This is a genomic window from Haloglomus salinum (assembly GCF_024298825.1).
Classification (GTDB): domain Archaea; phylum Halobacteriota; class Halobacteria; order Halobacteriales; family Haloarculaceae; genus Haloglomus; species Haloglomus salinum.
On sequence record NZ_CP101153.1, the window covers coordinates 2944327 to 2967430 of the forward strand.

General features: G+C 71.5%; 23 protein-coding genes. 13 read left to right on the forward strand and 10 right to left on the reverse strand.

Features of this window, described 5'->3' with window-relative positions; genetic code table 11:
• Nucleotides 1-74: 74 nt before the first annotated feature.
• Together NL115_RS14225 and meaB are read left to right on the forward strand one after the other, a co-directional pair.
• Nucleotides 75-497: a cobalamin B12-binding domain-containing protein gene (locus NL115_RS14225; protein WP_254830009.1), complete on the forward strand. Its 423-nt coding sequence runs from the start codon at nt 75-77 to the stop codon at nt 495-497.
• Between the two features lie 7 nt (nt 498-504).
• Nucleotides 505-1677: a methylmalonyl Co-A mutase-associated GTPase MeaB gene (gene meaB / locus NL115_RS14230; RefSeq protein WP_254830010.1), complete on the forward strand. Its 1173-nt coding sequence runs from the start codon at nt 505-507 to the stop codon at nt 1675-1677.
• Nucleotides 1678-1779: 102 nt separating this feature from the next.
• On the opposite strand, the gene NL115_RS14235 is transcribed toward meaB, so the two are convergent.
• Complete coding sequence (locus NL115_RS14235) at nt 1780-3651, reverse strand: hypothetical protein (RefSeq protein ID WP_254830011.1); 1872 nt, start codon at nt 3649-3651, stop codon at nt 1780-1782.
• A 147-nt stretch (nt 3652-3798) separates the two neighbouring features.
• Here NL115_RS14235 and NL115_RS14240 point away from each other — a divergent pair, with 147 nt between their 5' ends.
• Entirely contained in the window at nt 3799-4812 is a 1014-nt protein-coding gene (locus NL115_RS14240; protein ID WP_254830012.1) for an alpha/beta fold hydrolase, read from the forward strand.
• A 46-nt stretch (nt 4813-4858) separates the two neighbouring features.
• On the opposite strand, the gene NL115_RS14245 is transcribed toward NL115_RS14240, so the two are convergent.
• The 3 genes from NL115_RS14245 to NL115_RS14255 all read right to left on the reverse strand — a co-directional run bounded on the left by NL115_RS14245 (nt 4859) and on the right by NL115_RS14255 (nt 7584).
• Nucleotides 4859-6136 (reverse strand): GAF domain-containing protein, encoded by a 1278-nt coding sequence (locus NL115_RS14245; protein ID WP_254830013.1) that lies wholly within the window; start codon nt 6134-6136, stop codon nt 4859-4861.
• 102 nt (nt 6137-6238) lie between these two features.
• On the reverse strand, nt 6239-6847 hold the full coding sequence (locus NL115_RS14250; RefSeq protein WP_254830014.1) for a hypothetical protein: 609 nt from the start codon (nt 6845-6847) through the stop codon (nt 6239-6241).
• The gene (locus NL115_RS14255; protein WP_254830015.1) at nt 6847-7584 is read right to left on the reverse strand and encodes a DsbA family protein; all 738 of its coding nucleotides are present in this window, start codon (nt 7582-7584) and stop codon (nt 6847-6849) included. The genes NL115_RS14250 and NL115_RS14255 overlap by 1 nt, the downstream gene beginning before the upstream one ends.
• A 160-nt stretch (nt 7585-7744) precedes the next feature.
• On the opposite strand from NL115_RS14255, the gene NL115_RS14260 reads away from it, so the two are divergent.
• From NL115_RS14260 to NL115_RS14275, 4 genes are all read left to right on the forward strand, one after another.
• Nucleotides 7745-8185 carry an RDD family protein gene (locus NL115_RS14260; protein ID WP_254830016.1) on the forward strand — a complete coding sequence of 147 codons (441 nt, stop codon included), beginning with the start codon at nt 7745-7747 and terminating at the stop codon, nt 8183-8185.
• A gap of 66 nt (nt 8186-8251) precedes the next feature.
• On the forward strand, nt 8252-9265 hold the full coding sequence (locus tag NL115_RS14265) for a hypothetical protein (RefSeq protein WP_254830017.1): 1014 nt from the start codon (nt 8252-8254) through the stop codon (nt 9263-9265).
• Nucleotides 9266-9380: 115 nt separating this feature from the next.
• The gene (locus NL115_RS14270) at nt 9381-11063 is read left to right on the forward strand and encodes an MmgE/PrpD family protein (protein WP_254830018.1); all 1683 of its coding nucleotides are present in this window, start codon (nt 9381-9383) and stop codon (nt 11061-11063) included.
• Complete coding sequence (locus NL115_RS14275) at nt 11060-12088, forward strand: diacylglycerol/lipid kinase family protein (protein WP_254830019.1); 1029 nt, start codon at nt 11060-11062, stop codon at nt 12086-12088. The genes NL115_RS14270 and NL115_RS14275 overlap by 4 nt, the downstream gene beginning before the upstream one ends.
• Here the strand turns inward: NL115_RS14275 and NL115_RS14280 are convergent, their stop codons facing one another.
• Entirely contained in the window at nt 12089-12823 is a 735-nt protein-coding gene (locus NL115_RS14280; protein ID WP_254830020.1) for a hypothetical protein, read from the reverse strand.
• A 109-nt stretch (nt 12824-12932) separates the two neighbouring features.
• On the opposite strand from NL115_RS14280, the gene NL115_RS14285 reads away from it, so the two are divergent.
• Nucleotides 12933-14600 (forward strand): tRNA uridine(34) 5-carboxymethylaminomethyl modification radical SAM/GNAT enzyme Elp3, encoded by a 1668-nt coding sequence (locus NL115_RS14285; RefSeq protein WP_254833097.1) that lies wholly within the window; start codon nt 12933-12935, stop codon nt 14598-14600.
• A 49-nt stretch (nt 14601-14649) separates the two neighbouring features.
• Here NL115_RS14285 and NL115_RS14290 read toward each other — a convergent pair whose 3' ends face one another.
• From NL115_RS14290 to NL115_RS14305, 4 genes are all read right to left on the reverse strand, one after another.
• A complete protein-coding gene (locus tag NL115_RS14290) occupies nt 14650-15642 on the reverse strand; it encodes an alpha/beta fold hydrolase (protein ID WP_254830021.1) in 993 nt (330 codons plus the stop codon).
• Nucleotides 15643-15679: 37 nt separating this feature from the next.
• Complete coding sequence (locus tag NL115_RS14295; protein ID WP_254830022.1) at nt 15680-16576, reverse strand: winged helix-turn-helix domain-containing protein; 897 nt, start codon at nt 16574-16576, stop codon at nt 15680-15682.
• A gap of 112 nt (nt 16577-16688) precedes the next feature.
• Nucleotides 16689-17543, reverse strand: coding sequence for an ABC transporter permease subunit (locus NL115_RS14300; RefSeq protein WP_254830023.1), 855 nt, complete (start codon nt 17541-17543; stop codon nt 16689-16691).
• The gene (locus NL115_RS14305; RefSeq protein ID WP_254830024.1) at nt 17540-18517 is read right to left on the reverse strand and encodes an ABC transporter ATP-binding protein; all 978 of its coding nucleotides are present in this window, start codon (nt 18515-18517) and stop codon (nt 17540-17542) included. Before NL115_RS14305 ends, NL115_RS14300 begins: the two co-directional genes overlap by 4 nt.
• A gap of 143 nt (nt 18518-18660) precedes the next feature.
• On the opposite strand from NL115_RS14305, the gene NL115_RS14310 reads away from it, so the two are divergent.
• From NL115_RS14310 to NL115_RS14330, 5 genes are all read left to right on the forward strand, one after another.
• Nucleotides 18661-18984 carry a hypothetical protein gene (locus NL115_RS14310; protein ID WP_254830025.1) on the forward strand — a complete coding sequence of 108 codons (324 nt, stop codon included), beginning with the start codon at nt 18661-18663 and terminating at the stop codon, nt 18982-18984.
• Nucleotides 18985-19093: 109 nt separating this feature from the next.
• Nucleotides 19094-19858: a CPBP family intramembrane glutamic endopeptidase gene (locus tag NL115_RS14315; protein WP_254830026.1), complete on the forward strand. Its 765-nt coding sequence runs from the start codon at nt 19094-19096 to the stop codon at nt 19856-19858.
• A gap of 163 nt (nt 19859-20021) precedes the next feature.
• Nucleotides 20022-20543 (forward strand): hypothetical protein, encoded by a 522-nt coding sequence (locus NL115_RS14320; protein WP_254830027.1) that lies wholly within the window; start codon nt 20022-20024, stop codon nt 20541-20543.
• On the forward strand, nt 20540-20899 hold the full coding sequence (locus NL115_RS14325; protein ID WP_254830028.1) for a hypothetical protein: 360 nt from the start codon (nt 20540-20542) through the stop codon (nt 20897-20899). The genes NL115_RS14320 and NL115_RS14325 overlap by 4 nt, the downstream gene beginning before the upstream one ends.
• 41 nt (nt 20900-20940) lie before the next feature.
• Entirely contained in the window at nt 20941-21150 is a 210-nt protein-coding gene (locus tag NL115_RS14330; RefSeq protein ID WP_254830029.1) for a hypothetical protein, read from the forward strand.
• 3 nt (nt 21151-21153) lie between these two features.
• Here the strand turns inward: NL115_RS14330 and menD are convergent, their stop codons facing one another.
• Nucleotides 21154-23010, reverse strand: a complete 1857-nt coding sequence (gene menD, locus NL115_RS14335) for a 2-succinyl-5-enolpyruvyl-6-hydroxy-3-cyclohexene-1-carboxylic-acid synthase (protein WP_254830030.1) — start codon at nt 23008-23010, stop codon at nt 21154-21156.
• Nucleotides 23011-23104: the final 94 nt, after the last annotated feature.

Sequence of the window (23104 nt, forward strand, 5' to 3'; positions counted from 1 at the left end):
GCGTCAGAACAAACAGCAACGAGGAGGCCGAAACCTCCGTTAGAGTCAAACGCCACCCGCCCGCAGTGGGGCATATGAGCACGGAACAGGAACCCGAGCAGCGGACCATCCGGTGCCTGGTCGCGAAGGTCGGACTGGACGGCCACGACCGTGGTGCACACGTCATCGCGCGGGCGTTCCGGGACGCCGGCTTCGAGGTCATCTACTCCGGCCTCCACAAGGCACCCGACGAGATCGTGCAGGCAGCCGTTCAGGAGGACGTCGACGTGCTGGGCATCTCCATCCTCTCGGGCGCACACAACACGCTCGTCCCGAAGATCGTCGAGGGGCTGAAGGAGTACGGCGCCTTCGAGGACACCCTCATCATCGTCGGCGGCATCATCCCCGAGGACGACCGGCCGGGGCTCAAGGAGGAGGGCGTCGCGGAGATATTCGGCCCGGGCGCGTCGATGCAGGAGACCATCGACTTCGTTCGCGAGAACGCTCACGACCGGTAGCCAGAGGATGGGCGAACTGATAGACGACCTGCTCGACGGGCAGCACCGCGCCCTCGCGCGGGTCATCACGAAAATCGAGAACCGCTCGCCCGGCTACCGCGACCTCGTCCGGGAGCTCCACCAGCACACCGGCGACGCCGACGTGGTCGGCATCACCGGTTCCCCGGGCGCGGGGAAGTCGACACTCGTCGACAAGATGGCCGCCGAGTACCGCGAGCGCGGGCTCACGGTCGGGGTCATCGCCATCGACCCGTCCTCGCCGTTCACCGGCGGGGCCGTCCTGGGCGACCGCATCCGGATGGCCTCCAACGTCGGCGACATGGACGTGTTCTTCCGGTCGATGTCCGCTCGCGGGCAACTGGGCGGCGTCTCCACCGCCACGACGGATGCCGTGAAGGCGCTGGACGCCTTCGGCAAGGACAAGATAATCGTCGAGACCGTCGGCGCCGGGCAGAACGAGATCGACATCGTCCGGACCGCCGACACCGTCGCCGTCCTCGTCCCGCCCTCGTCGGGTGACGACGTACAGATGCTGAAGGCCGGCATCCTCGAGATCGGCGACGTGTTCGTCGTCAACAAGGCCGACCTCGATGGGGCTGACCGGACCGTCTCCGAACTGAAGGAGATGATAATGATGCGCGACGCCTCGCCCGCGGCCGGTACGGGCGGCTACCACGGCGCGGGCACGGATGCGACGGACGCGAGCGGCCACCACGGCCCCGACGAAGGGGGCACGGCGGGGGGCGGCGGTACCGACCCCGACCCGAGTGCCGAGATCACCGGCCCGGGGTCGGCCGGGACGCCCGGCTCGACCACCGACCAGGGCGGCCCCGTCGAGACCGACGAGGGTGAGGCGTGGGTGCCGCCGGTCGTCCAGACGGTCGCCAACACCGGCGAGGGCGTCGAGGGCTTCCTCGAGACGCTCGACGGACACCGGAACTTCCTCGAACGGACCGGACAACTGGAAGCGAAGACGCGCAAGCGCTACGCAGAGGAGATTCGACGGCTCCTCCGCGAGGATACCCGGGCCCTGCTGGAGCGTGAACTCGAGGCACAGGGCGGCATCGACGCGTTCGTCGAGGACGTGATGGCCCGTGAGACGGACCCCTACACCGTCGCCGACGAGGTCGTCCAGCCGCTCCGGGACTGTCTGGGGGGCCGGTCCGAGGACGGGGCCTAGCCCGTCACCTCCACCTGACACTGCCCGTGACAGAGTCTCTGTTCTTCGATTACTCCTCTATTTATAGATTAATCCCCAATTCTGAAGAATTATCGGCCGATTTCAGCTCCGGAGAGCGAAGAATATCATGATGACCGTGGTGGACACGATGGCCAGGGCCGCGACGCCCATCATCGTCGCCAGAGGGGGGACCGCGCCGGTACCGTCGCCGGCGGCCCCGCTCGCGGCGGCTCCCGCACCCTGGCGTCCGGGGTTCCCCCGGCTCTGGTCGTCCCCCGCGGCCCCGCCCCCCTCGGCAGCCGCGGTCGGGATGGTGGTCGCTGTCCTCGAGGGCGACACGGTCGGTTCCGGCGTGGGGGTTGCGGTCGGTGATACGGGCGCGGTAGGGGTCGGACCGACATCGAGCCGCTGGATGGAGGGGAACGGCTGGTCCCGGCTCCAGAACACGTCCGCGTCCCACTCCTCCGCCTGCTCAGTGTCGTTGGTGGTGTCGACGAACACGTCGGTCCGGTTCGGAACCCGACCGACGAAGACGGGGGGTGTGGCCTCGATGAAGTTGACCCGGTCGAGCGTGCGGTAGTCGGTCGGCGGGACGGCTGGCGACTGTGTCCCGTGGAACGTGGAGTTGACAACCTCCAGCGGTCCGTCGTTGGCTGCGAAGCCGGCGAGCCCAGCGGACTCGGCGAACACGGAGCCCCGGACGGTGATCGACTCGGACCCGACGACCCGGTCGGACCGACGGAACCGGGAGTCGGTTATCAGCACCTCGCTCCCGTCGATACCCCTGACGGTCCGGAGGGTGCTGTTCCGGACGGAGATCAGTCGGCCAGTCAGTCGCAGACGGCCCGCCGCGGTGGACCCGCGCACGTCCACGTCGGCCGCGTGAACTCGACTCACGTTCACGAGACGGCTGTCTCGGATGGTGACCCGCCCGTCGGAGATACCTCCGTAGCCGAACTGGACCGGATCGAGGTTCTCGAGATGCGAGCCGACCACCGTCAGCGAGTGGGGGCCGTAGCCGTACAGCGAGTACCCCTGATCCGACGCCGCGTCGACGATAGTGGCGTTCCGGAGGACGACCGTCCCGTCAGCGGCGACGGCGCCGCCGTTGCGGCCAGCCTCGGCGTTCCGGATGGTGCTGTCGACCACACGGGCGGCCGACTCGGCGTTGATAGCACCGCCGCTGTACCCCGCCCTGACCGTCCTGAGCGTGGAGTTCCGGACCGTCACGCGGTCCGCAGCGATCCCTCCACCGCGGGCGCCGGAGGCGTTCACGATGGTCGAATGCAGCACCCTCGCCCGCTCGACTGCCGTGACGGCTCCGTTGGCACCGGTGTCGATGTCGGCGATGGTGGCATTCTGGAGAACGAGCGACCCGCCGGCACGGACCGCGTGGTCGGCCCGTCGGACGGTGCTGTCGACGACCCGCACGTCGCCCCCGGCGCGGTACGCAGCGACCCGGTGGGTCTCGGTGAACGTGTCGGAGGCGTAGCGCGCCCGGTGAACTGTATCCCGGAGCGTGACGTTCCGGATGGTGAGCGGGCCGCCGGCGACGACGGTGGTGGCTGGCTGCTCGGCCCGCACGTCGGCGATGGAGAGGTTGCGAAGAACGAGCGACCCCTCGCCGGACCTCCTGACGAGCGGTGCCGGAACGTCCCGGAACCCGGCGTCGGCGGTCCCCCGGAGGACGAACGGCTCCGGCCCGTCGAACCGGAGCGTCGGGTCACGGCTTCGACTCATGTTGAACGTCCCCCGTAGGGCGACGACGACCCGCCCGTCGCCGTTCCTGTCGGCGAACCCACGGCTGTTGTAGTAGTCGAGTTCATCGACCGAGTCGATGTTGTAGTCGGGGGCAGCCTGGGTGTCGTCCGCCCCAGCCTGTCCGACGGCGGGGACCGCCGAGAGGACGAGCAGGACGACCAGCCCGGCAGCGAACCAGCGTCCCCCCCGGACGTGGCCCACACAGGGTCGCATACACGGGAGGCTGCAGTGCGAACGGCTTCAACCCCCGGGTCGCCGTTCGCCGGTGCCCTGGGACCGTGGGATGCCCCGGCGGCCGCGGTCGGGGAGTCCCGCCCCGGGTCGATAGGATTTACCCGGCGGGCGGTCCTCCGGACAGGTATGAAACTCCGGAACGCCCTGCTGGGGGCCGCTGGTGCCGTCGGTGCCGTCGCTGGCGGGAACGCGCTCCTCCGTGGCGACGCCGAGGACCTCGAACCGCCACTCGGCCGGCCGCTCGCGACCTACCGCTGGCGCGGCTTCGATATCGCCTACACCGAGGCCGGCGACCCGGCCGACCCGACACTCGTCCTGCTGCACGGGGTCAACGCGGCCGGCTCCAGCCACGAGTTCCGCTACGTCGTCGACGACCTCGCCGAGGACCACCACGTCCTCGCGCCGGACCTGCCCGGATTCGGCCACTCCGACCGGCCGCCGCTGCTGTACTCCGCGACGCTGTACGTCACCTTCGTCGCGGACTTCCTCCGGGACGTGGCCGAGGGGACGGTCGGCGGGGACGAGGCGGCCCCCCACGACGAGCCGGAGCCGCCAGCGGTCGTCGCGTCCTCGCTCGTCGGCGCGTACACGGCCGCCGCCGTCGCCGAGAAGGGCGCGCCTGCCCGGCAACTGTTCCTCGTCTCTCCGACCACGACGGCGTTCCCGGGGCGCTCGCCGGCCATCCGGTCGCTGCTGCGCGCGCCGCTGGTCGGCGAGGCGGTCCACAACCTCATCAGCTCCGAGGCGTCCATCCGCTACTTCCTCGGTGACCACGGGTTCTCCTCGTCGGCCGCGGTCCCGGAGGAGTGGGTCGCGTACGACTACGCGACCACGCACGTCCCGGGCGCCCGCTACGCGCCGGCGTCGTTCCTGAGCGGCTTCCTCAATCTCGACGCCGACCTCGGGGCACTGCTGGGCGACATCCGCGAGTCGGGCACGCCCATCACGGTCTGCTGGGGCGGCGCCTCGGAGGTCACACCCCTCTCACAGGGTCGCGAACTGGCACGGACAGCCGACGTGAAACTGGTCGTGCTGGAGGCCGCCGACCTGCTCCCGCACGGGGAGTTCCCCGAGGCCTTCCTCTCGGTGCTCCGCGGTGAACTGAGGGACGGGGGCCGGACGGTCGACGCGAGCGTCTGAGCGTGGCCCCGGGGCGCCTCGCCCCGACGTGTCGCCGTTCCTCCGTTCAGTCGGAGCCGGCACCGGTGTCGGCCTCCGCCTCCCCCTCCTCGGTGTCGGGGGCGCCCTCGATATCGTCCTGCCCGGATGTCGGCTCGCGCCGTGTGTGGCTCGACATCGCCGACGTGGGCCAGACGCCCTCGTCTGTCTCGATCTCGATACGGACGCCGCCCGCCGCGCTGAGTCCGGCGGTGACCGCCCAGTCGTGAGCGGCCGCGATACGCTCGATGCGACCGAGCCCCCGCTCCCCCGCCACCGGCCGGTCCCCGCTCTCGCCCGGGAATCCCGGCCCGTCGTCCGCGACGAAGAACCCGGGTCGGTCGCCGAGTGCGCCGACCCGGACGTGGAGGCCGCCCGTGTCGTCACCGTCGCCCGGGTCGCCGGCCGACCCGAGACAGAACCGGAAGGTCTCGGCCAGTAGCCGCTTCAACAGCGATTCGTCGGCTGGGACGCGGACGCCGGGCTCGGTCGTCAGCCGGCCGCGCGGCTCGCCGTCTGTGGCCTCGCCCCAGGCGTGTTCGGCGGCCGTGCGGACGTCCACCGGACCCGTCCCGCCCGCGCGCTCGGAATCGCTGGCGAGCCGGAGCAGGTCGGCCACCAGCCGCTCGGTCCGCGAGAGCGCTGTCACGGTGGCCTCGGTGTGTCGGCCGACCTCGTCCTGGTCGCCGCCGGCCGCCGCTTCGTGTGCGAGCTGTGCGTGCCCCCGCGCGGTCGAGAGCGGCTCCCGGATGTCGTGGTCTATCATGGCGGCGAAGCCGTCGAGCCGGTCGCTCTCCGAGTCGAGGGCGAGCTCCCGTGCCCGGGCGGTGAGGCCGTCGCTCATCCAGCTCGCGAGCGCCGCGACCAGCTCGCGCTCCCAGTCGGCGAACGGGTCCCGTGGGGCCCGCCCGGTGAAACAGCAGGTGCCGTACACGCGGCCGTCGGCGGTGACGGGCGCGCCGACGTAACAGGAGAACCCGTCGTCGGTGTGGACCGTCCGGTCGGCGGTGCCGGGTGGTCCATCCTCGACGTGTCCGAACGCGACCGGCTCACGGTCCGTGACGGGGAGTTCGCAGAACGTCTCCCCGAGCGGTCGGCTGCCGCCGATGGCGGCCGGCGCGTCCCCCGCCGTGGCGACGGCCAGGACCGTGTGTTCCCCGTCGTCGATGCGGGCGAGCGACCCGTACTCGACGCCGAGCGCCGAGCGCCCCAGTTCTAGCGCCTCGTCGACGCGGTCGACGAACGACCCCTCCCGGTCCCGAACGAGCGTGGCGAACTCCCGGAACGCTCGCTCCCGTGACTCCATACCCGGCAACGGGGTCGACCGAGGAAAAACCCCGCGACCGGTTCGAGCGTCGCAATCCGGTCGATGCGGCCGCCGCCGCTCGACATCCGGCCATCCACGCCGTTACAGGCCGACCGGGCAGCCCCGTATCTCCCCGCCACGCATCCCGTCCGCCAGCCAGAATATCGACAGCAGGACCGCCACGAGCCCGAGAATCGCGAACTCCAGCCCGTCGAGCGGCAGGATGGTCAGCGACCCGATGCCGAGCAGGGCGAGCAGGCCCGCCAGCACGGCCGACCCGCAGGCCGCACAGCCCGCGCCGAGTGTCCCGAGGACGACCCCGACGAGGCCGCTCCCGCTCGCGGCCGAGAGGTCGTGCTCGCGGACGTGGTAGACCGCCATGGACACGTCGACGCCGACCAGCGCGGCCACGACGAGCAACAGGACGCCCTGCACGACGCCGAATCCCGGGCCGAGGAAGGGGTAGAGCCCCACGAGCAGGGTCAGCCGGTCGGCCAGCGGGATGCCGGGCGAGAGTGCGAAGCCGACGAGCGGGAGGTTGAGCGAGAAGACGAACAACGAGAGCGCGACGACCGCACCCACCAGCGCGAGGGCGGCGTATGCGGGCCCGCCAAGGACGAGCCGCGCGGTCCGGGCCATCAGCCGCCAGTCGTCGCTTCGGGTCGGCAGTCGAGGGAGCGAGCGCCGGACCGCGAACGAGCGTCCCGCCATCAGAACCCCAGCGCCGTGGCGAAGACGTCGTAGCTCTGTGCGCCCCTGATAACCGTCCGGAACTCGCCCTCCCGGAACAGGAAGAACGTGGGCGTCGCGCTGACGCCCGCCTCGTTCCCCGCCGCGAGGTCGGCCTGCACGGCCGCATCGTGACGCTTCTCGCGGGCGGCCGCCACGACGGCCCCCGCATCCAGGTCGGTCTCGCTTGCGAGGTAGGCCTCCGTCTCCGCGAGTACGTCGCCCGACGCGAACCGCTCGCGCTCAGTGTAGTACGCGTCCTTCAGTCCCCAGAACGCCGGCGCGTCGCGGTCCTGCCCGGCCTCGAGCGCGAACGCGTACGTCGACTCCAGCGCCTGTGTCGCCGGTTTGCCCCACTGATACGTGATGGGCATCACCCGGTAGACGAAGCTGACCTGCCCGCTCGCGACCAGTTCGGACTCCAGTCTCGGCCACGTGTTCTTCTCGAACCGCTGGCAGACGGTACAGGACGGGTCCTCGAAGCCCACCACGAGACCCGGTGCCTCGCCGGGAGATGGGCCGACCACCGGCTCCGCGTCCAGTCCCGTCAGGGCGACGTGGTCGGGGAGGTCCCACGGCGTCCCGGTGCCGGTCGTCGAGGCTCCGTCCCCGGTGCCCGACCCATTACCTCCCGGGGCGCCACCACCGTCGCCGGTACAGCCCGCCAGCCCCGTCGCCCCGGCAGCACCCAGCGCGCCGAGGAGCTGTCGTCGTCGCATACACCGTGGAGGGCCCGGGGACTCAAACCGGTTCGGCGGTGGGGCGGCCGTCGCGAACGACCGCGGGCGGGGACGGCACCGTGCGCGACGCGCGGGGAGGGCGGACACGCGTCGGACGGACCCGCCGGGCTTTATAATGGGGCGTCACGCACGGCGCGTCATGGAGCTGTTCGAGCGACCGAAACCGCAGATGGGAACGCAGGACGACGTGGTGTTACGCCGCGTCGGCGCGTTCGTCGTCGACGCCATCCTCGTCGCTATCGTCGGGGGGCTGGTGGCGGGGGCGTTCAGTCTCCCTCCCGAACTCGGAGGCAGCCTGACCGGGCTGTTGCTCCTCCTCTACTTCTTCGTGTTCGAAGGGACGTACGGGAAGACGGTGGGGAAACACGTCTTCGAACTGGTCGTCGTCACCGAACGAGGCGACCCGTGTGACTACACCGACGCCGGTATCCGGACGGTGCTCCGTATCGTCGACGTGCTGCCGGTGTTCTACATCGTCGGCCTCGTCGCCATCTACCTCACGGATGACAAACAGCGGCTCGGTGACCTGGCGGCCGATACGGTCGTCGTCCGGGCTGCCGACCGGGGCGAGCGGTTGTAGCGGGGTATTTTCACGGACTGATAACACCCCGTCTCTTTTTACGCGCGCGATTTCCTATCTCAGACGATGAAAGGCCTCCGGCGACTCGGGAGCGCTACGGTCCTGACAGGGCTGGGTGTGGCCGGACTGTTCGTCGTCTGGAGTGCCTACGACCCGACAGAGAGCCGACTCGCCATCACGCTCGGAACGGTCCTTCCGTCCTTCCTCGCCATCGCGCTCGTGGGCGCCGGTCTCTGGGTGCTGTTGACGGACGAACTCGACGAGCGGACCGCGACGCGGATGCTGGAGTGGAGTGGAGCCGGGATGGCCGGCATCGGCACGCTCGGCGGACTGGCACTGTTCCTCCAGCGCGAGGGGTACGTCATCGACCAGCCGGTGTTCGTGCTGACGAGCACCGTCGTCTGCGGGGCGCTGGCCGGCTTCGGAATCGGGTTCTACGAGGTCTGGACCGAGCAACAGCGAGAGGAACTGGAGCGCGAGCGCGAGAAGCTGGACCATCTCAACCGGCTGCTCCGACACCACCTCCTCAACGGGATGAACATCCTGCTGGCGAAGGTCGAACTCGCGCGCGACCGGACCGACGACCCGCAGGTCGGTGACGACCTCAGGGACGCACGCCTCCGGGGCGAGGAGATCGTCACGCTGGTCGAACAGGTGAGCACCATCGCGGGCCCCGACAACGAGCCACCCAGCGAGATCGACCTCCCGCGGCTGCTCCGGGCCGAGGCCGAACAGCTCCGGGCCACCCACGCCGACGCCGCTGTCTCGGTGGCCGAACCGCTCCCCGACGTGACCGTCCGCTCCTCGCCCGCGCTCGGTGAGGCCGTCAACGCCCTGCTGCAGGACGCGCTCGCGGCCAGCGGGCGGGCCACACTCTCCGCGGCACTCGACGGTGACGGCGTCGTCGTCAACGTCACTGTCCCCGGGCAGACGACGCCCGACGGTGGTGACCAGCTACTCGGCGGGGTCGGCAGCGACGTGGGGCTCTCGGTCGCGGACGTGCTCGTCGAGCGCGCCGGCGGTGAACTGGAATCCGGGGCAGCCGACGGGTCGGTCAGTATCTACATCGAGACCATCTGAGCCCGCCTGCTGCCTGCCGCCCGCATGACCGACACCGATTAGTCACTCTCGGCGCACCTGCCGGTATGAGACGCCGTATCACGACTCCGCAGCGACACCGACGGGGGGCGGCCTGATGGCGACGGACGTACCCGGCGAGTCCACGGCGGCGAGCGACGACGCACCGCCCGAGGACGCGGTGGCGGCCGGGGGCGCGGTGGAGGCGCCCGAGGAGGCCGACCCCGATCGCCGCCCGTTCGTCGAGACCGCAGCCGAGTGGGCAGCGGGGCTCCGATTCGGTCGTATCCCGGCTCCGGTCCGGCGGGCCGCGGCCGCGCAGTTGACCAGTACCGTCGGCGCGGCGGTCTGGACGCTCGACCATCCCATCGGCGACCACGTCCTCGACACCGTCCGGGCGGAGTTCCCGGCCGACGAGGGCGCAACCGCGACCCTGCCCGGTGCGGGGCCGATGCCCGTCCGGGGGGCGTGTTACGGCGCGGCCGCGCTCGCGATGGCGATGGACTTCGACGACACCGTCCTCGGGGGGCATACCGGCCACAGCGCCGCGCTCGTCCCGTACCTGTTCGCGGAGACCCACGTCGACGACCTCGAGTACCCCGGGCGGCGCGCGCTCCGGGCCCACGTCGCGGCCAACGAGATCGCCGCGCGGGTCGCCAGCGCGGCCGCTGTCGGCCCGTTCCGGGGCCAGCAGACCGCCTACGTCCACAGCGTCGGCGCCGCCGTCGCGCGCGGCGTGGTGGAGGGCGACGACGCGGAGACGCTGGCCGATGCCATCGCCATCGCGCTGGGCCAACCGCCCTGGCCGCTCGTCCCGGACTTCCTCGGGTCGGATGCGAAGGTGCTCTCGGCGGCCGAACCGACGCTCGCGGGGCTGTCGGCCGTCTCAGCCGCGCGGAACGGTCTGACCGGGAACACCGACATCCTGGAGGCCGAGGACGGCTTCCTCGAGGAGTTCTCGGACCTGCCGCTCCCGGAGTTCCTCGGGGGGCTGGGCGAGCGCTGGCACACCCGCGCCGTGACGGTGAAGCCGTACCCCGGCTGTGCGTACGTGACGGCACCCGTCCACGCCGCGTTGCAGGTCAGGAGAGAGGTCCGCGAGGCCGTCGCTCCGGAGACCGACCACGCGGAGATCACCGGTGTCCGCGTCGACGGCTCCCTGTTCAGCCACGAGGTCGACCAGCTCGCGACCCGGTACACCGACCGGACCGAGAGCCCGCTCGCGTCGCTCAACTTCTCCATCCCGTACAACGTGGCCGTGGCGCTCCGTGACGGGGAACACACGCCGCGGCAGTTGCGCCCGGAGCGCGTCGGCGACGAGGCCGTCTGGGAACTGGCCGACCGTGTCCACATCGAACACGACCCCGAGTTCACGATGCGGGCGCTCCGGTCGGAGGTGCCGCTGGGCGCGATGCTCCGACGGGTCGGCTGGAAGGTCATCCCGTACTCGGCGAAGAGCGTCGGGCCCGTGACCGCACTGAAGAACCTCCCGACGCTGCTCCGGTTCGTCCGGAAGCGCCCGCTCCCCGACGACCTCTCGGGGGCGGACAAGGCGATGGGCGCGCGGGTCACCGTCCGGCTCGCGGACGGCCGCGAGTTCAGCGAGACGTGCGAACACCCGCCCGGGTTCGCGGGTCGGGCGCTCGACGAGACCCGCGCCATCGCCCGCCGGAAGCTCTCCGACGCGATGGAAGCGCGGGGCACCGACCGCGACGATGCCGAGCGCGTCGCCCGCGAGGTGCGCGACGTGACCGAGACCGACGCCACGCTGGCGGACGTGGACGCGGTGCTGGGACCATGAGCGACGACGCCGACGCTGACGCGGGTGCCGACACCGACGCGGTCGCCCGGGCGGGTGCGACCCCGACCCTCCCCGAGCGCGTCGGGGCGGTCGTCAACCCGACCGCCGGCGACGGGGAGGGCCGGCGGCTCGCGCGGACCTTCGCCGCGCGCTACGGCGACACGGTCGCGCGCGAGGTGACGCAGGGTCCCGGCGACGTGCCCCGGGCGACGCGGGCACTCGCGGGCGACGTGGACTTGCTCGTCAGCGTCGGCGGCGACGGCACGCTCCGGGAAGTCGCGAGCGCGCTGTACGCGTGGAGCGAGGAGACGGGCGGGGACCCGCCGCCGCTGTTCGTCGTCCCGGCGGGCCGGGGCAACAGCGTCTACCGGCACCTGTACGGCGACACGGACTGGCGCGAACTCGCCGCGCGGCTGGGCGAGGGCGTCGTGGGGCGGCCGCTCGAACTGACGGCCGTGGAGACGGAGCCGCCGACCGAGGCCCGGTACTCCGTGCTGGGCGTGACGGTCGGGCTGTTCCGGCACGCGCTGGACGGTGCCGAGCGGTTCCGTGCGCTCCCGGGACCGCTGGCGTACCTTCTCGGGACGGCGACGGCGACGCTGTTCGCCGACCCCGTCGCGGTCCGGGTGGGCCGCGCCGACGAGCGCCTGTTCGCGGGCGAGGCCCGCCTCGTCGCCGTCGGTGGCGGGCGCTACCGCGGCGGCACGACGCGCCTGTTGCCTGACTCGCGCCCGGGCGATGGCCGACTCCACGCGCTCGTTCTCGAACCCGTGGGCGGGCGTGAGGCGCTCGCCATCGCGCGGGCGGCCCGGAACGGCGACCATCTCGACCACTCCGCGGTCCACCACTTCACCGGCGGGACGTTCGACGTGCGGGCGGGCGCCGGCACCGGCGCGGCGAGCGGGACGCTCCCGGCCGAGATCGACGGGACGCCGCTGCCGGACCTGACCGACCTCCACTGCGAGGTGGTCCCGGAGGCGCTGTCGGTGGCCTACCCCGCCGCCGTGGCGCAGGGAGGCCGGTAGCTACTCCTCGCCGTCGGTGTCGCCGGGCGGCCCGACCGCCACGTCCGCGCCGGAGATGCTGGTCTCGACGTGGGCCCCCTCGCCCGCTTCGAGACCGCGTTTGACGCCCGCAACCAGTTCGGAGACCTGTTCGGCGTCGAGGTCGACGGAGAGTTCGAGGCCGACACGGACCGTCTCGTCGGCCGTTCCACCTGCGTCGGTTCCCGGCCCCCCACCACCGCTCCCCGGGTCGACCCGACCGGGCAGGTAGCGCCCGTCGTCGGTCCGGTCGAGCGCGCCCGCCCACGTCCACACGTCGACGAGAGTCCGGAGTCCGACGCGGTCGCGCGAGGCGTCGAGGTCGGCGTCCGCGAACGACGCCAGCCGCGGGAGGAGGTCGTCCTCACCGAGCGGGTCGCCACGCAGGAGGTCCCGGGCGCGGACCGTGAGCGGCCAGGCCGCGAGCAGCCCGTACGCGCGCTCACGGGCGAGGTCGCCCTCGCCGTCGGCGAGGGCGGCCGCAAGCGGCGTCCCGCGCTCCGTGAGACGGTGCTGCTGGTCGTCGGCCGGCTCCAGCGCACCGATGGCCTCGAAGAAGCGCGTCTGCCGAGCGGTCGCGTCCGGGTGCCCGGTCCGTTCGGCGACGGTGCCGGTGTGGACCGGCGCCTCGGCGGCGCCAGCCTCGTACCAGCCCGCGAGGATTTCCAGGAGGGTGTCACGGCCCACCCCCCGCGGAATCGGGTCGTCGTCGCTCATGGGCGCGGTGACTCACGGGACCCACAAGAATGGGGGCGTCTACCGGGCCGGGGGTCTGGACCGGGAGACATTTGCCCGCGCCCACCCGAACACCAGCAACCAGCGGACGATGAGCACCGACACCGACCAGCCACCGGAGGAGACCGAGGCGTTCCAGCGCGTCATCGAGGAACTGGCCGAGCGCGTCCTCGCGGGCGACCTCGAGCGCGACGAGGTCGAGAGCGCCAAGCTCGACGCCTGCTCGCGCCATGGCGCGCCGAAGGTGCCGCGCAACAGCGACATCATGGACGCCATCCCGGAGCGCCGTGACGAGCTGGAGTCGGTCCTCCGGCGCAAGCCCGTCCGGACGGCATCGGGCGTCTCCCCCGTGGCGGTGATGACGGCACCGCACAACTGCCCGCACGGGCAGTGCCTCTACTGTCCGGGCGGTCCCGATTCGGAGTTCTCCAGCGCGCAGAGCTACACCGGTGACGAACCCGCCGCGGCGCGCGGCCAGCAGAACGACTACGACCCGTACGGGCAGGTGACGCTGCGACTGAACCAGCTCCGGAAGATCGGCCACCCCGTGGACAAGGTCGAACTCATCGTGATGGGCGGGACGATGACCGCCCGGAGCCACGACTACCAGGAGTGGTTCGTCAAGCGGGCCTTGGAGGCGATGAACGAGTTCGACCCGGGGGCGGAGGCGACGCCCTCGGAGTCCGAGAGCTTCGCGCCCGAGGGGGTGCCGGAGTTCCGGTACCTCGAAGACGTCATCGCTGCGAACGAGACGGGCGACGTGCGCTGCATCGGCGTCACGTTCGAGACGAAGCCCGACTGGTGCGACCCGGAGCAGGTCAACCGGATGCTCTCGCTCGGCGGGACGAAGGTCGAGGTCGGTGTCCAGACCACCTTCGAGCGCGTCAACCGCGAGATGCACCGCGGGCACGGCGTGCAGGCGTCGATGGACGCCAACCGCCGGCTCCGGGACGCCGCGTTCAAGGTCGGCTTCCACACGATGCCCGGCCAGCCCGGGATGAGCGAGCGGATGGTCGTCGAGGACTTCCGGCAGCTGTTCAGCGACCCGGCGTGGCGGCCGGACTACCTGAAGATATACCCCACCCTGGTGGTCGACGACACCGTCACCTACGACATGTACCGCCGCGGCGAGTTCGAGCCCCTGTCCAGCGAGCGCGCGGCCGAACTGGTCGCCGAGGTGATGGCCGACCTGCCGCGGTACGTCCGCCTCCAGCGGGTGCAGCGCGACATCCCCGCCGGTCACATCGAGGCCGGGGTCCAGAAGTCGAACCTCCGGCAGCTCGCGTGGCAGGCGATGGACGACCACGGCTGGGAGTGCGAGTGCATCCGCTGCCGGGAGGTCGGGATGAACGACGAGCAGCCCGAGCACGTGACCCGCGACACCATCGAGTACGAGGCCGCCGGCGGCACGGAGCAGTTCATCAGCTACGAGGACTTCGAGAAGGACCTGCTGGTGGGGTTCTGCCGGCTCCGGTTCCCAGATGAGCCGGTCCGCCGGGAGCTGGAGGACGCGGCGCTGGTCCGCGAACTGCACGTCTACGGCAACGAGGTCGGCGTCGGGCAGGCTGGCGACGGCGACGGCGGTTCACACCAGCACCAGGGGTACGGCCGGAAGCTCCTGCACGAGGCCGAACAGCGCGCCCGCGACGCGGGTTACTCGAAGCTCTCGGTCATCTCGGGCATCGGCGTCCGGGAGTACTACCGCGAGAAGCTGGGCTACTTCCAGGACGGTCCGTACGTCTCGACGTACCTGGAGTGACCCCCCTCGACTGACCGCGCGCACCCGGCGACGGCCGGGAGCGCACCGGTCATCCCTCGCCGTCCAGCCGCGCACCGAGGAACCGCCGCACGTCGGCCGCCGTCCGCTCGGGAATCTCCTCCATCGGCGTGTGACCGGCGTCCGCGTACGTGGTGAGTTCGGCGTCCGGGAGCGTCTCGGCGAAGTCCTCGCCGAACCACGGCGGGATGAGGTAGTCCTCTTCGCCCCACAGCACCAGCGTCGGCACCCGCAGGTCGGCGAGTTCCCCGTGGCGGTGGACGGCGTTCACGTCGCGCCGGACGAGTTCGACGCCCGCGTCGCGGTTCCCCTCGCGCCGGATGAGGTCGTGGTAGCGGTCGACCAGTTCGGGCGAGACCCGCGAAGGGTCGCCGTAGATGTCGCGGACGCTCCGGCGGATGAGCCGCCGGGGCGTCAGCCGGGCGATGGCGTTCGGGACCCACGGCAACTCGATGATACCGAACGGGCTGTCGAAGGCCATCGGGAACCCCATCGAGTCCACGAGCACGAGCGCGGGGACGCGCTCGGGGTGGTCGAGCGCGAACTGCCAGGCGATCTCGCCGCCCCGCGAGTTCCCGGCGACGACGCACTCCTCGATACCGAGTTCGTCCAGGAACGCGGCCACGAACGCGACGTACGCGGCCATCGTGTACCGATTCTCGGGGTGCGGGCCCGTCAGGCCGTGGCCCGGGAGGTCCGGGCGCACGACACGGTACTCGTCGGTCAGTTCCTCGACCCAGCCGTCCCAGGTGTGCAGTGAGGAGAAGGTCCCGTGCAGACAGAGGAGGGCGGGCGCGTCGCGCGGGCCCTCGTCGCGGTAGTGGACGCGCATGCCGGCCACGTCGAGGAAGTCGTCCTCGCCCTCGGCGTACTCCGGCTCGAGTTCCTCGGGCGGCAGGTCGCGTCGGTGGGCCCACGCCAGTCCGGCGCCGACGGCTCCCGCGAGTGCGAGCCCGCCGAGCACGAGCGGGCGTCGCCACCGGTCGAGCCAACTGTCGTCGTCGCCGTCGTTGCTCCCGGACACGCCCCAGGAACGACTGCCGCGGGAGAAAAGTGCCGCGTTACGCGCTCGTCCGCTCGACACTGCTGATGCCCGCGTCGGCCTCGACCATCGCGACGACGGCCTCGCCGTCGTGTTCCAGGCGGACCCGCATCCGGGGTGGGTCCTCGGAGACGAGGTCGCCAGTCGGGAGGCCGATGTCCCCGAGCAACCACGTCGGACTGTGCCCGGTCTCGAAGCCGTGGTCGTAGAGGAATCCCGTGACCGCCGGATGGAACATCGTCGGCGTCCCACCGGAGGCGGTCGCGATGCTTCCGCAGCGGTCGCAGGCGTACGCCACGTGCGCCGGGAGGCCCGCGAGTCGCTCCCCCTCCTCGTCGACGACGAGCCGGCCCTCCATCCGCCCGGCGCAGGTCTGGCAGAACCCGGCGGCGACCCCTCTCATGACGTGGCTCATCCAGTGGTCGAACGCGAGCGGGAGTTCCTCGGGGTCGAACTGGTCGAGACTCCCCGGCGGGAACGCGAACTCGTTGTAGAAGTCCTCGCACTCGGTGCAGTCGACACGCGCGGTCTCCTCGGCGTAGGCCGCGGCGAGGTCGCCGCCACAGACCGGGCAGGCCCCGTCGACCGGGATGGTCTCCACCGTCGCGTTCGCGGTGTAGATGCCGGCGTACATCGCGCCGATGACCTGCCGGCCGGCGTAGGTCAGTTCGTACCCGTCGTCGGCCCGGCGGACGAAGGTCCCCCGGAGCTTCCCGAGGTGGTAGTTGAACCGGCCGCTGTCGTCGACCTCCGACCGGCGATGCAGTTCCGAGAAGGGGACGGGCTCGTCGGGCGTCTCGCCGAGCGCCTGCAGGATTCGCAGGCGGCTCTCGTCGCCCAGCAGCCCGAAGACCGCCTCCGGTGACCGTCGCTCGACGGTGACGGCGCCGCTACCGGTGTCGTACTCGCCACTCATGTGTCACTAGTCGACGCCGTAGTATAAGTCCGTATCGGCGTGAAATGAAGTGGCCTGGCAGCCCGAGACCGCCATCGGACCGATTCCGGGTGCTCCCAGAACCGGAGCCGATTCAGAGGTCGGCGCGGGCGAACCGGCCGTAGCCCAGCGCCAGCGGGACGACCAGCCACGCCGCGAGGACCGTCATGCTGGCCCAGCCGGTCAGGTAGAACGGGACCGGGCCAGCGAGCTGTGCGCCCAGCGCCGCCGCGGTCGCGGTGCCGTCACCGAGGAACCAGCCCAGTGCGTTCGTGTACGCCGCACTCGGCGTGACGACGTTCAGGAACGCCACCCACCCCGGAACCGTCGCGCCACCGGGCAGCGAGAAGCCGTTGACGACGAACAGCGCCGCCAGTGGGACGATGTCCGCGAGGACCTCGAGGACGACGAACGCGCCGATACCGAAGGCCATCGCGCGGCCGCCGCTCCCCGTCGTAGCAGAGATGGCGACCATGATGCCGATGTAGACCAGCGCGAGGACGAGCGTCATCGCGGTGAAGACGGCGTAGTCGACGGGGGCGAACGAGTCGAACAGGACCAGTGCCACCACGAGCGTTATGGCCAGGCCGACCACGATAGCCGCGCCGAGGACGGCGGTCCGGCCGACGAGCTTTCCGAGGACCACGTCCGCGCGGCTGTGGGGGAAGCCCAGGAGGAGCTTGCTGGAGCCGCTGGCGCGCTCGCCGGCGATGGACCCAGCGCCGACGACGATGGCGGCGATGGAGACGAACAGCGTCACCGCGCCGATGAGCAGCGTCAGGAAGCCGAGCGTACTCACCTCGCCGATGTCCTGGCTCACGGCCGGGACCGTGCCGTACAGCACCGCGAAGCCGACCGACATGAGGACGAACAGGCCCGTGACGGCCCAGAGGCCCCGCGAGAGGCGGGCGTCCCGGAAGTCCTTCCGCGCGACGACGGCCCAGCTCATGCGCGCACCTCCGTGGCCTCGTCGTCGGGTGCTGGCGCGTCGGCCTCTCCCTCCGCGGGGGCATCCGGCGCGTCCTCGGTGTAGGCGGCGAACAGCTCCTCCAGCGACACCTCCTCGGTGTCGAAGTCGAGCAGGCGGGCGCCGGCGGCCTCGACCGCGGTGAGGACCGCCGTCTTCGCGGACTCCTCGCAGGCGACCGAGAGCTGGCCGTGGCCGTCCTCGCGGACGCTGGAGACGCCCTCGACCGCGGCGACCGCTGCGACGACCGCGTCGCTCACGGGCTCGACGGTGAGGGTGAGCCGGGCCTCGCTGCCCAGTGCGCCCCGCAGCGCGTCGATGGTGTCGACCGCGACGAGGCGACCCTCGCGGAGGATGCCGACGCGGTCACAGACTGCCTCGACCTGTTCGAGGATGTGCGAGGAGAAGAACACCGTCGCGCCGCGGTCGCGCTCCTCGCGGATGATATCGCGCATCCGGCGTGCGCCGTTCGGGTCCAGCCCGGTCGTCGGCTCGTCGAGGACGAGGATGTCCGGCTCCCCCACGAGCGCCATCGCGAGGACGAGCCGCTGTTTCATCCCCTTCGAGAAGCCGCCGGCCGTCCGGTCGGCCGCGTCCGCGAGGCCGACGCGCTCGAGGACCGCGTCGATGTCGTCGGCCGCGTGCTTCGACGCGACCGCGAACTCGAGGTGCTGCCGGGCGGTCAGCCGGTCGTAGAGGTGGTAGCCGTCCGGGAGGACGCCCACCTGTCGCCGGACCGCCAGCGAGTCGGCCTGCGTGTCGTGGCCGAGGACCGTCGCCGAGCCCGCGGTCGGGCGCACGAAGTCGAGCAGGATGTCGATGGTCGTCGACTTCCCGGCACCGTTCGGCCCGAGGAAGCCGAATATCTCGCCCTCCGCCACGGAGAGGCTCACGTCGTCGAGCGCGGTCACGTCGCCGTACCGCTTCGTTACACCGGTCAGTTCGATTGCACTCATCGTTCCGAGGATTGCTGCAAGCCGATATAGCCACTCGCAGAAGTCGGCTTCTGTGTGCGATAGCATACCACCTCGGTACCGTGCTGGCGACCGAAGACGGCTTCTGCGAGCCGTTATCTCCGCGTCCGACCTCCGACCCGTCGATGACATCCGATATCCACACCCGGCCCTCGTCGGCCGCCGACTCGCCCACCGACCGGGGCCTGTACCGTTTCGTCGCCGTCGTCGCCGGACTGTGGGGCGTCGTTCTCGCGTACGGCGGGCTGTTGCTCGTCCGGACCGACCTCCGACAGGTCGTCGCCGGCCTCGTGGCCGATGGCCGACTCACCTCGGCCACGATGTCCGACGCAGCGCTGCTCGACGCCGCCCTCCTCGTCCAGCAGGTCGGGGGCGTAGTCCTCGCCGTGCTGGGCGTCGTGCTACTGCTGGGCGGGCTGGGGCTCGTCCTGCGTGGGCAGTCGGCCTGAATCGGTTCGCTCGGGTGTCCCCCGGGGCTGTTTTGCGACGCCGTTCCGCAACTCGTACAGAACGGCCCTTCTGTGAGGGGTTATCTCCTCGGTCGGCGTCCCCAGAGCTATGGAGACCAACACTCGTACGGACCTCTCCGGAATCGACCCCACGACCGACGCACCGAGCCGCCTCCGCGCCGTCCTCTTCGCCATCGGTGTCACCGTGGGTGCCGCGCTGTACGTCCCGCTCGTGGTCGGCTCCGCGGCCGAACTGTGGGCCCTGCTCGGGAACGACGGCTTCCTCGTCCCGTTCGCCGTCGGCGGCACGCTCGCGACGATCTCGCTCGGCGCGATGGCGTACTACTACGTCCGCTACACTTCGCTGGCCGTCCCGGTCCGGCTCCCGACGCGACGCGACCTGGCGTGGGTCGTCGTCGGCATCGTCGTCCCGCTGGCCGTCCAGATCGGACTCATCGTGGTCGGCTCCCGGTTCGGTGTCCAGCCGGTCGGCGGCGGTATCGATGCGGCCGCGGCCGCTGACCCCGTGCTGGTGTACTCGCTGGCGCTCGTCTCGGCGCTGTTCCTCATCGGCCCAGTCGAGGAGCTCCTGTACCGCGGTGTCGTCCAGGGCCGGCTCCGCCAGTCGTTCGGTCCCGTCGCGGCCATCGGCCTCACCTCGCTGGGCTTCGCGGCCGGTCACGTCGCGACACTCGTCTGGGGCGGCGGCGACCCGTTCACCCTCGGCTTCGGCCTCTCGCTGCTCGCCATCGCCTCTGGGTCGGTCGTCCTCGGTGTCGTCTACGAGCGCACCGGGAGCCTCGTGCCGGCCATCCTGGCCCACAGCCTGTTCAACGGCCTCCTCCTCGCGCTGGCGCTGGCCACGGTACTCTGAGGCGGTCCCCACCGGGGGTATCGGTGCACGGGGGAGAAACTGGTTATCTGGGCTCCAATTCATGTAGTTCGAGATTTTGTCTCATGGGGGTGATATTCGATAGCTATCGCCACAGAAAATACCTTCTGCGAGCGGTTATCTAGATATCTCTCCTCCCGAAGGCATGGTATCGAGACGACTCGCGGTGATTCCGGTGGTACTGCTCCTCGCGCTCGCGGTTGCGATGCTGGCGGCTGTGGGCACCGGGACCCCGGCTCCGGTCAGCACGCCCACGGAACCGATGCCGGGAACCACGCTCACCGGTGGGTTCCCCGACGAGCCGACCGACGCACAGGTGACGACGTTCGTCTCCGGCGCGGGGGTCTGTGACCCTGCTCCGGCTGTCGCCGTGACGATGCACACGAACGCCTCCGGCGTGGTCACGCTGGCCGTCACCGGCGGCATCGCGACCGACGACGCCGCCCGGTTCGCGCCGCCGGCCGCGCTGACCGATCCCGTGCCCGGCGAGTACGTCCTCTGGACCTCGACGCGCGAGGACGAGGACCGCCAGCCGCGTCCGTGCGATGATGCGGGACACGTCCCGTACGAGGCGACCATCGAACTGCCCGCAGGCACCGAGCCCGTGACTCTGACCGTGATGCACGACGGCGAGGCCGCGGCGACGTGGGAGCACCCGGGCCCGTGACCGCCAGGTACCTGACGGCCCCCGGAGCGGCGACCGACCGTCGCCGTCTGCGCGACTACGTCGCCCCGACGGTGGCTACCGGCCTCGTCCTCCTCGGCCTCGCCGTCTCGACGGTCACGGCGAACACGGCCGTGACGATGGGCGAGGTCCCGGTCACGCTCCTCCCGGGTGGCCGGTGGCTCGCGGCGCTGGGCCTCCCGGCGCTCGTGACGGCCCGCGCTGCCACCGTGGGGCTGGCGTCCGGGCTCACCGCACGTCTCGCTCCGCGCTACCGCCTCCACGCGGTGGCTGCAGCCGGTCTGGGCTGGCTCCTGTGGGGTGTCCGGCAGTTCTGGGTGCTGCTGGCGCTGACGTAGGCGGCCGGGAGACACTTACCGCCACAGGCGGTAAACAGAACGTGCCCGACGAAACCGACGAGCGGGTGGACTCCGGTGACGGCCCGACTGCCTTCATCCCGCCCCAGACGCCCGAGGTGGCCGCCGAGCTCCGCGACGGCGACCACGACCTCCTCCACTGTCTCGACTGCGGCCGACAGATGGTCGCCCGGCGCCACGGCGACGGCTGCATGCTCTGTGGTTCGAAGGCCATCGTCATCGAGACGCCCTGACGACTACTCCTCGACAGGTCCGTCCCCGACTGCCTCGCGAACGCGCTCGTGGAGTGTCTCGCGGGCGCGGTGTGAGGCCTCCCCGTCGACGACGACCTCGACCACGTGGCCGCCGGGTGCGCCCACGGCGGCGTCGAACAGGTCCGCGAAGGCGCCCAGCCCGTCGTGCTCGGCGTGGACGCGCCCGAAGTCGTAGCCGTACATCGCGGCGAGGTGCGAGAGGTCCACGCCCAGCGGCGTCCGGAAGAACTCGGTGAACGACTCGTGGGCCTCGATGGGGAGGACGTGGAAGATGCCGCCGCCGTCGTTGTTGATGACGACGACGGTGGCGTCGAGGTCGTTGCGCGGGAGCGCGAGCAGCCCGTTGGCGTCGTGGTAGAACGCGAGGTCGCCCGTCACCAGGACGAGCGGGTCGTCGTCGCCCGCGCCCGCACCGAGCGCCGAGGAGGTGATGCCGTCGATACCGGAGGCGCCGCGGTTCCCCAGCACCCGCAGGTCCGCAGCTCTCGGGCGGCCGAACCGGTCGAGGTCCCGGACCGGCATCGAGTTCGAGACGAACAGCGTCGCCGGGTCCGGCGTCCGCTCGGCGACCTTGGCCAGTACCTGCCCCTCGTGAGGCTGCTCGTCGGACGCGGGCGCCTCGTCGACGGTCTCCCAGTGCGTGCGCTCGGCGGCCGCGAACCGCTCGCGCCACGCCGGGTCGGCGCCCGCCTCGACGCGTCCCGAGATGGCCGCCGCAAGCCGTGTCGGGTCCGCCACGACGAGGTCCGAGGTGACGAACCCGGCCTCGCGCCAGCCGCCGGCGGGGTCGACGACGAACTGCCGGGTGCCCGCTTCGCGCGTCGCGTCCCGGAGGTAGTGCCGGAGCGTCTTCGAGGTGGGCGAGGCGCCGAAGCGGAGCACGAGGTCGGGAGCCGGCGTTGACGAATCGGGGTCGAACGCCGGCGCGTCGAGGAACGAGTCGTAGCCGCCACAGACCAGTACCCCGTCGGCGCCGACGTGGTCGCCGAAGCGCAGGCCCGAGAGCGGGTCCGCGAGCACCGGGAAGCCCGTCGCGCGCGCGAGGCCCAGGAGGGCATCGCGGTCGGGCGTCGGCGCGTCCGCGGGCCCGGCGACGACGAGGCCACGCTCGGCGTCCTCGATGGCTTCGACCACGCGGGCGCGGTCGGCCGCCGAGAGGTCCGGTCGACCGGGCGTCGTTGCCACGTACGGGCGCTCGTCCGCACGCCCACTCGCGGCCAGCGCGTGTGACTCGTCGGCCCAGTCGTCGGGTACGTCGCCCGCCACCGGCGTCGGCTCCAGCGGCTTCTCGAACGGGACGTTCAGGTGGACGGGCCCGGGCGGGCCCGCGTCGCGGGTCGACGTGGTGACCGCTCGCGCGACGGCCGTCCGGAGCGCCCGCACCTTTCTATCCTCGACTGCGGGTTCGGGCAAGGTGCGATACGCGCGGACAGCGTCGCCGTACAGCTTCTCCTGGTCGACGGTCTGGTTGGCGCCGGAGTCCTGCAGGACACGGGGTCGGTCGGCCGTCAGGAGCAGCATCGGGACGCGGGCGTTCGCGGCCTCCATCACGGCCGGGTGGTAGTTCGCGAGCGCAGTGCCCGAGGTGCAGACGAGCGGCGTCGGCCGGCCCGTGGCCTTCGCGCGCCCGAGGGCGAAGAACGCCGACGAGCGCTCGTCGATGTGGGTGAACGTCCGCACCTCGGGATGCTCGACGAAGGCGTTCGTCAGGGGCGTACAGCGGCTCCCGGGCGTGAGACAGACATCGTGGACGCCGCTCCGGACGAGTTCCTGCACGACGACGCGCCCCCAGAGCGTGTTCCGGTTCGGGGCCTCGGTCGTCGGGGGGTCGTCGGTCACGGCTGCCGTCCCCCGTCGTGCGTGGCCTGGTGCATACGCCCTCGTAGGAGGGGTCGGCGCTAAGAACCTCCGGACGGGTGCCGCTGGCTGCCGT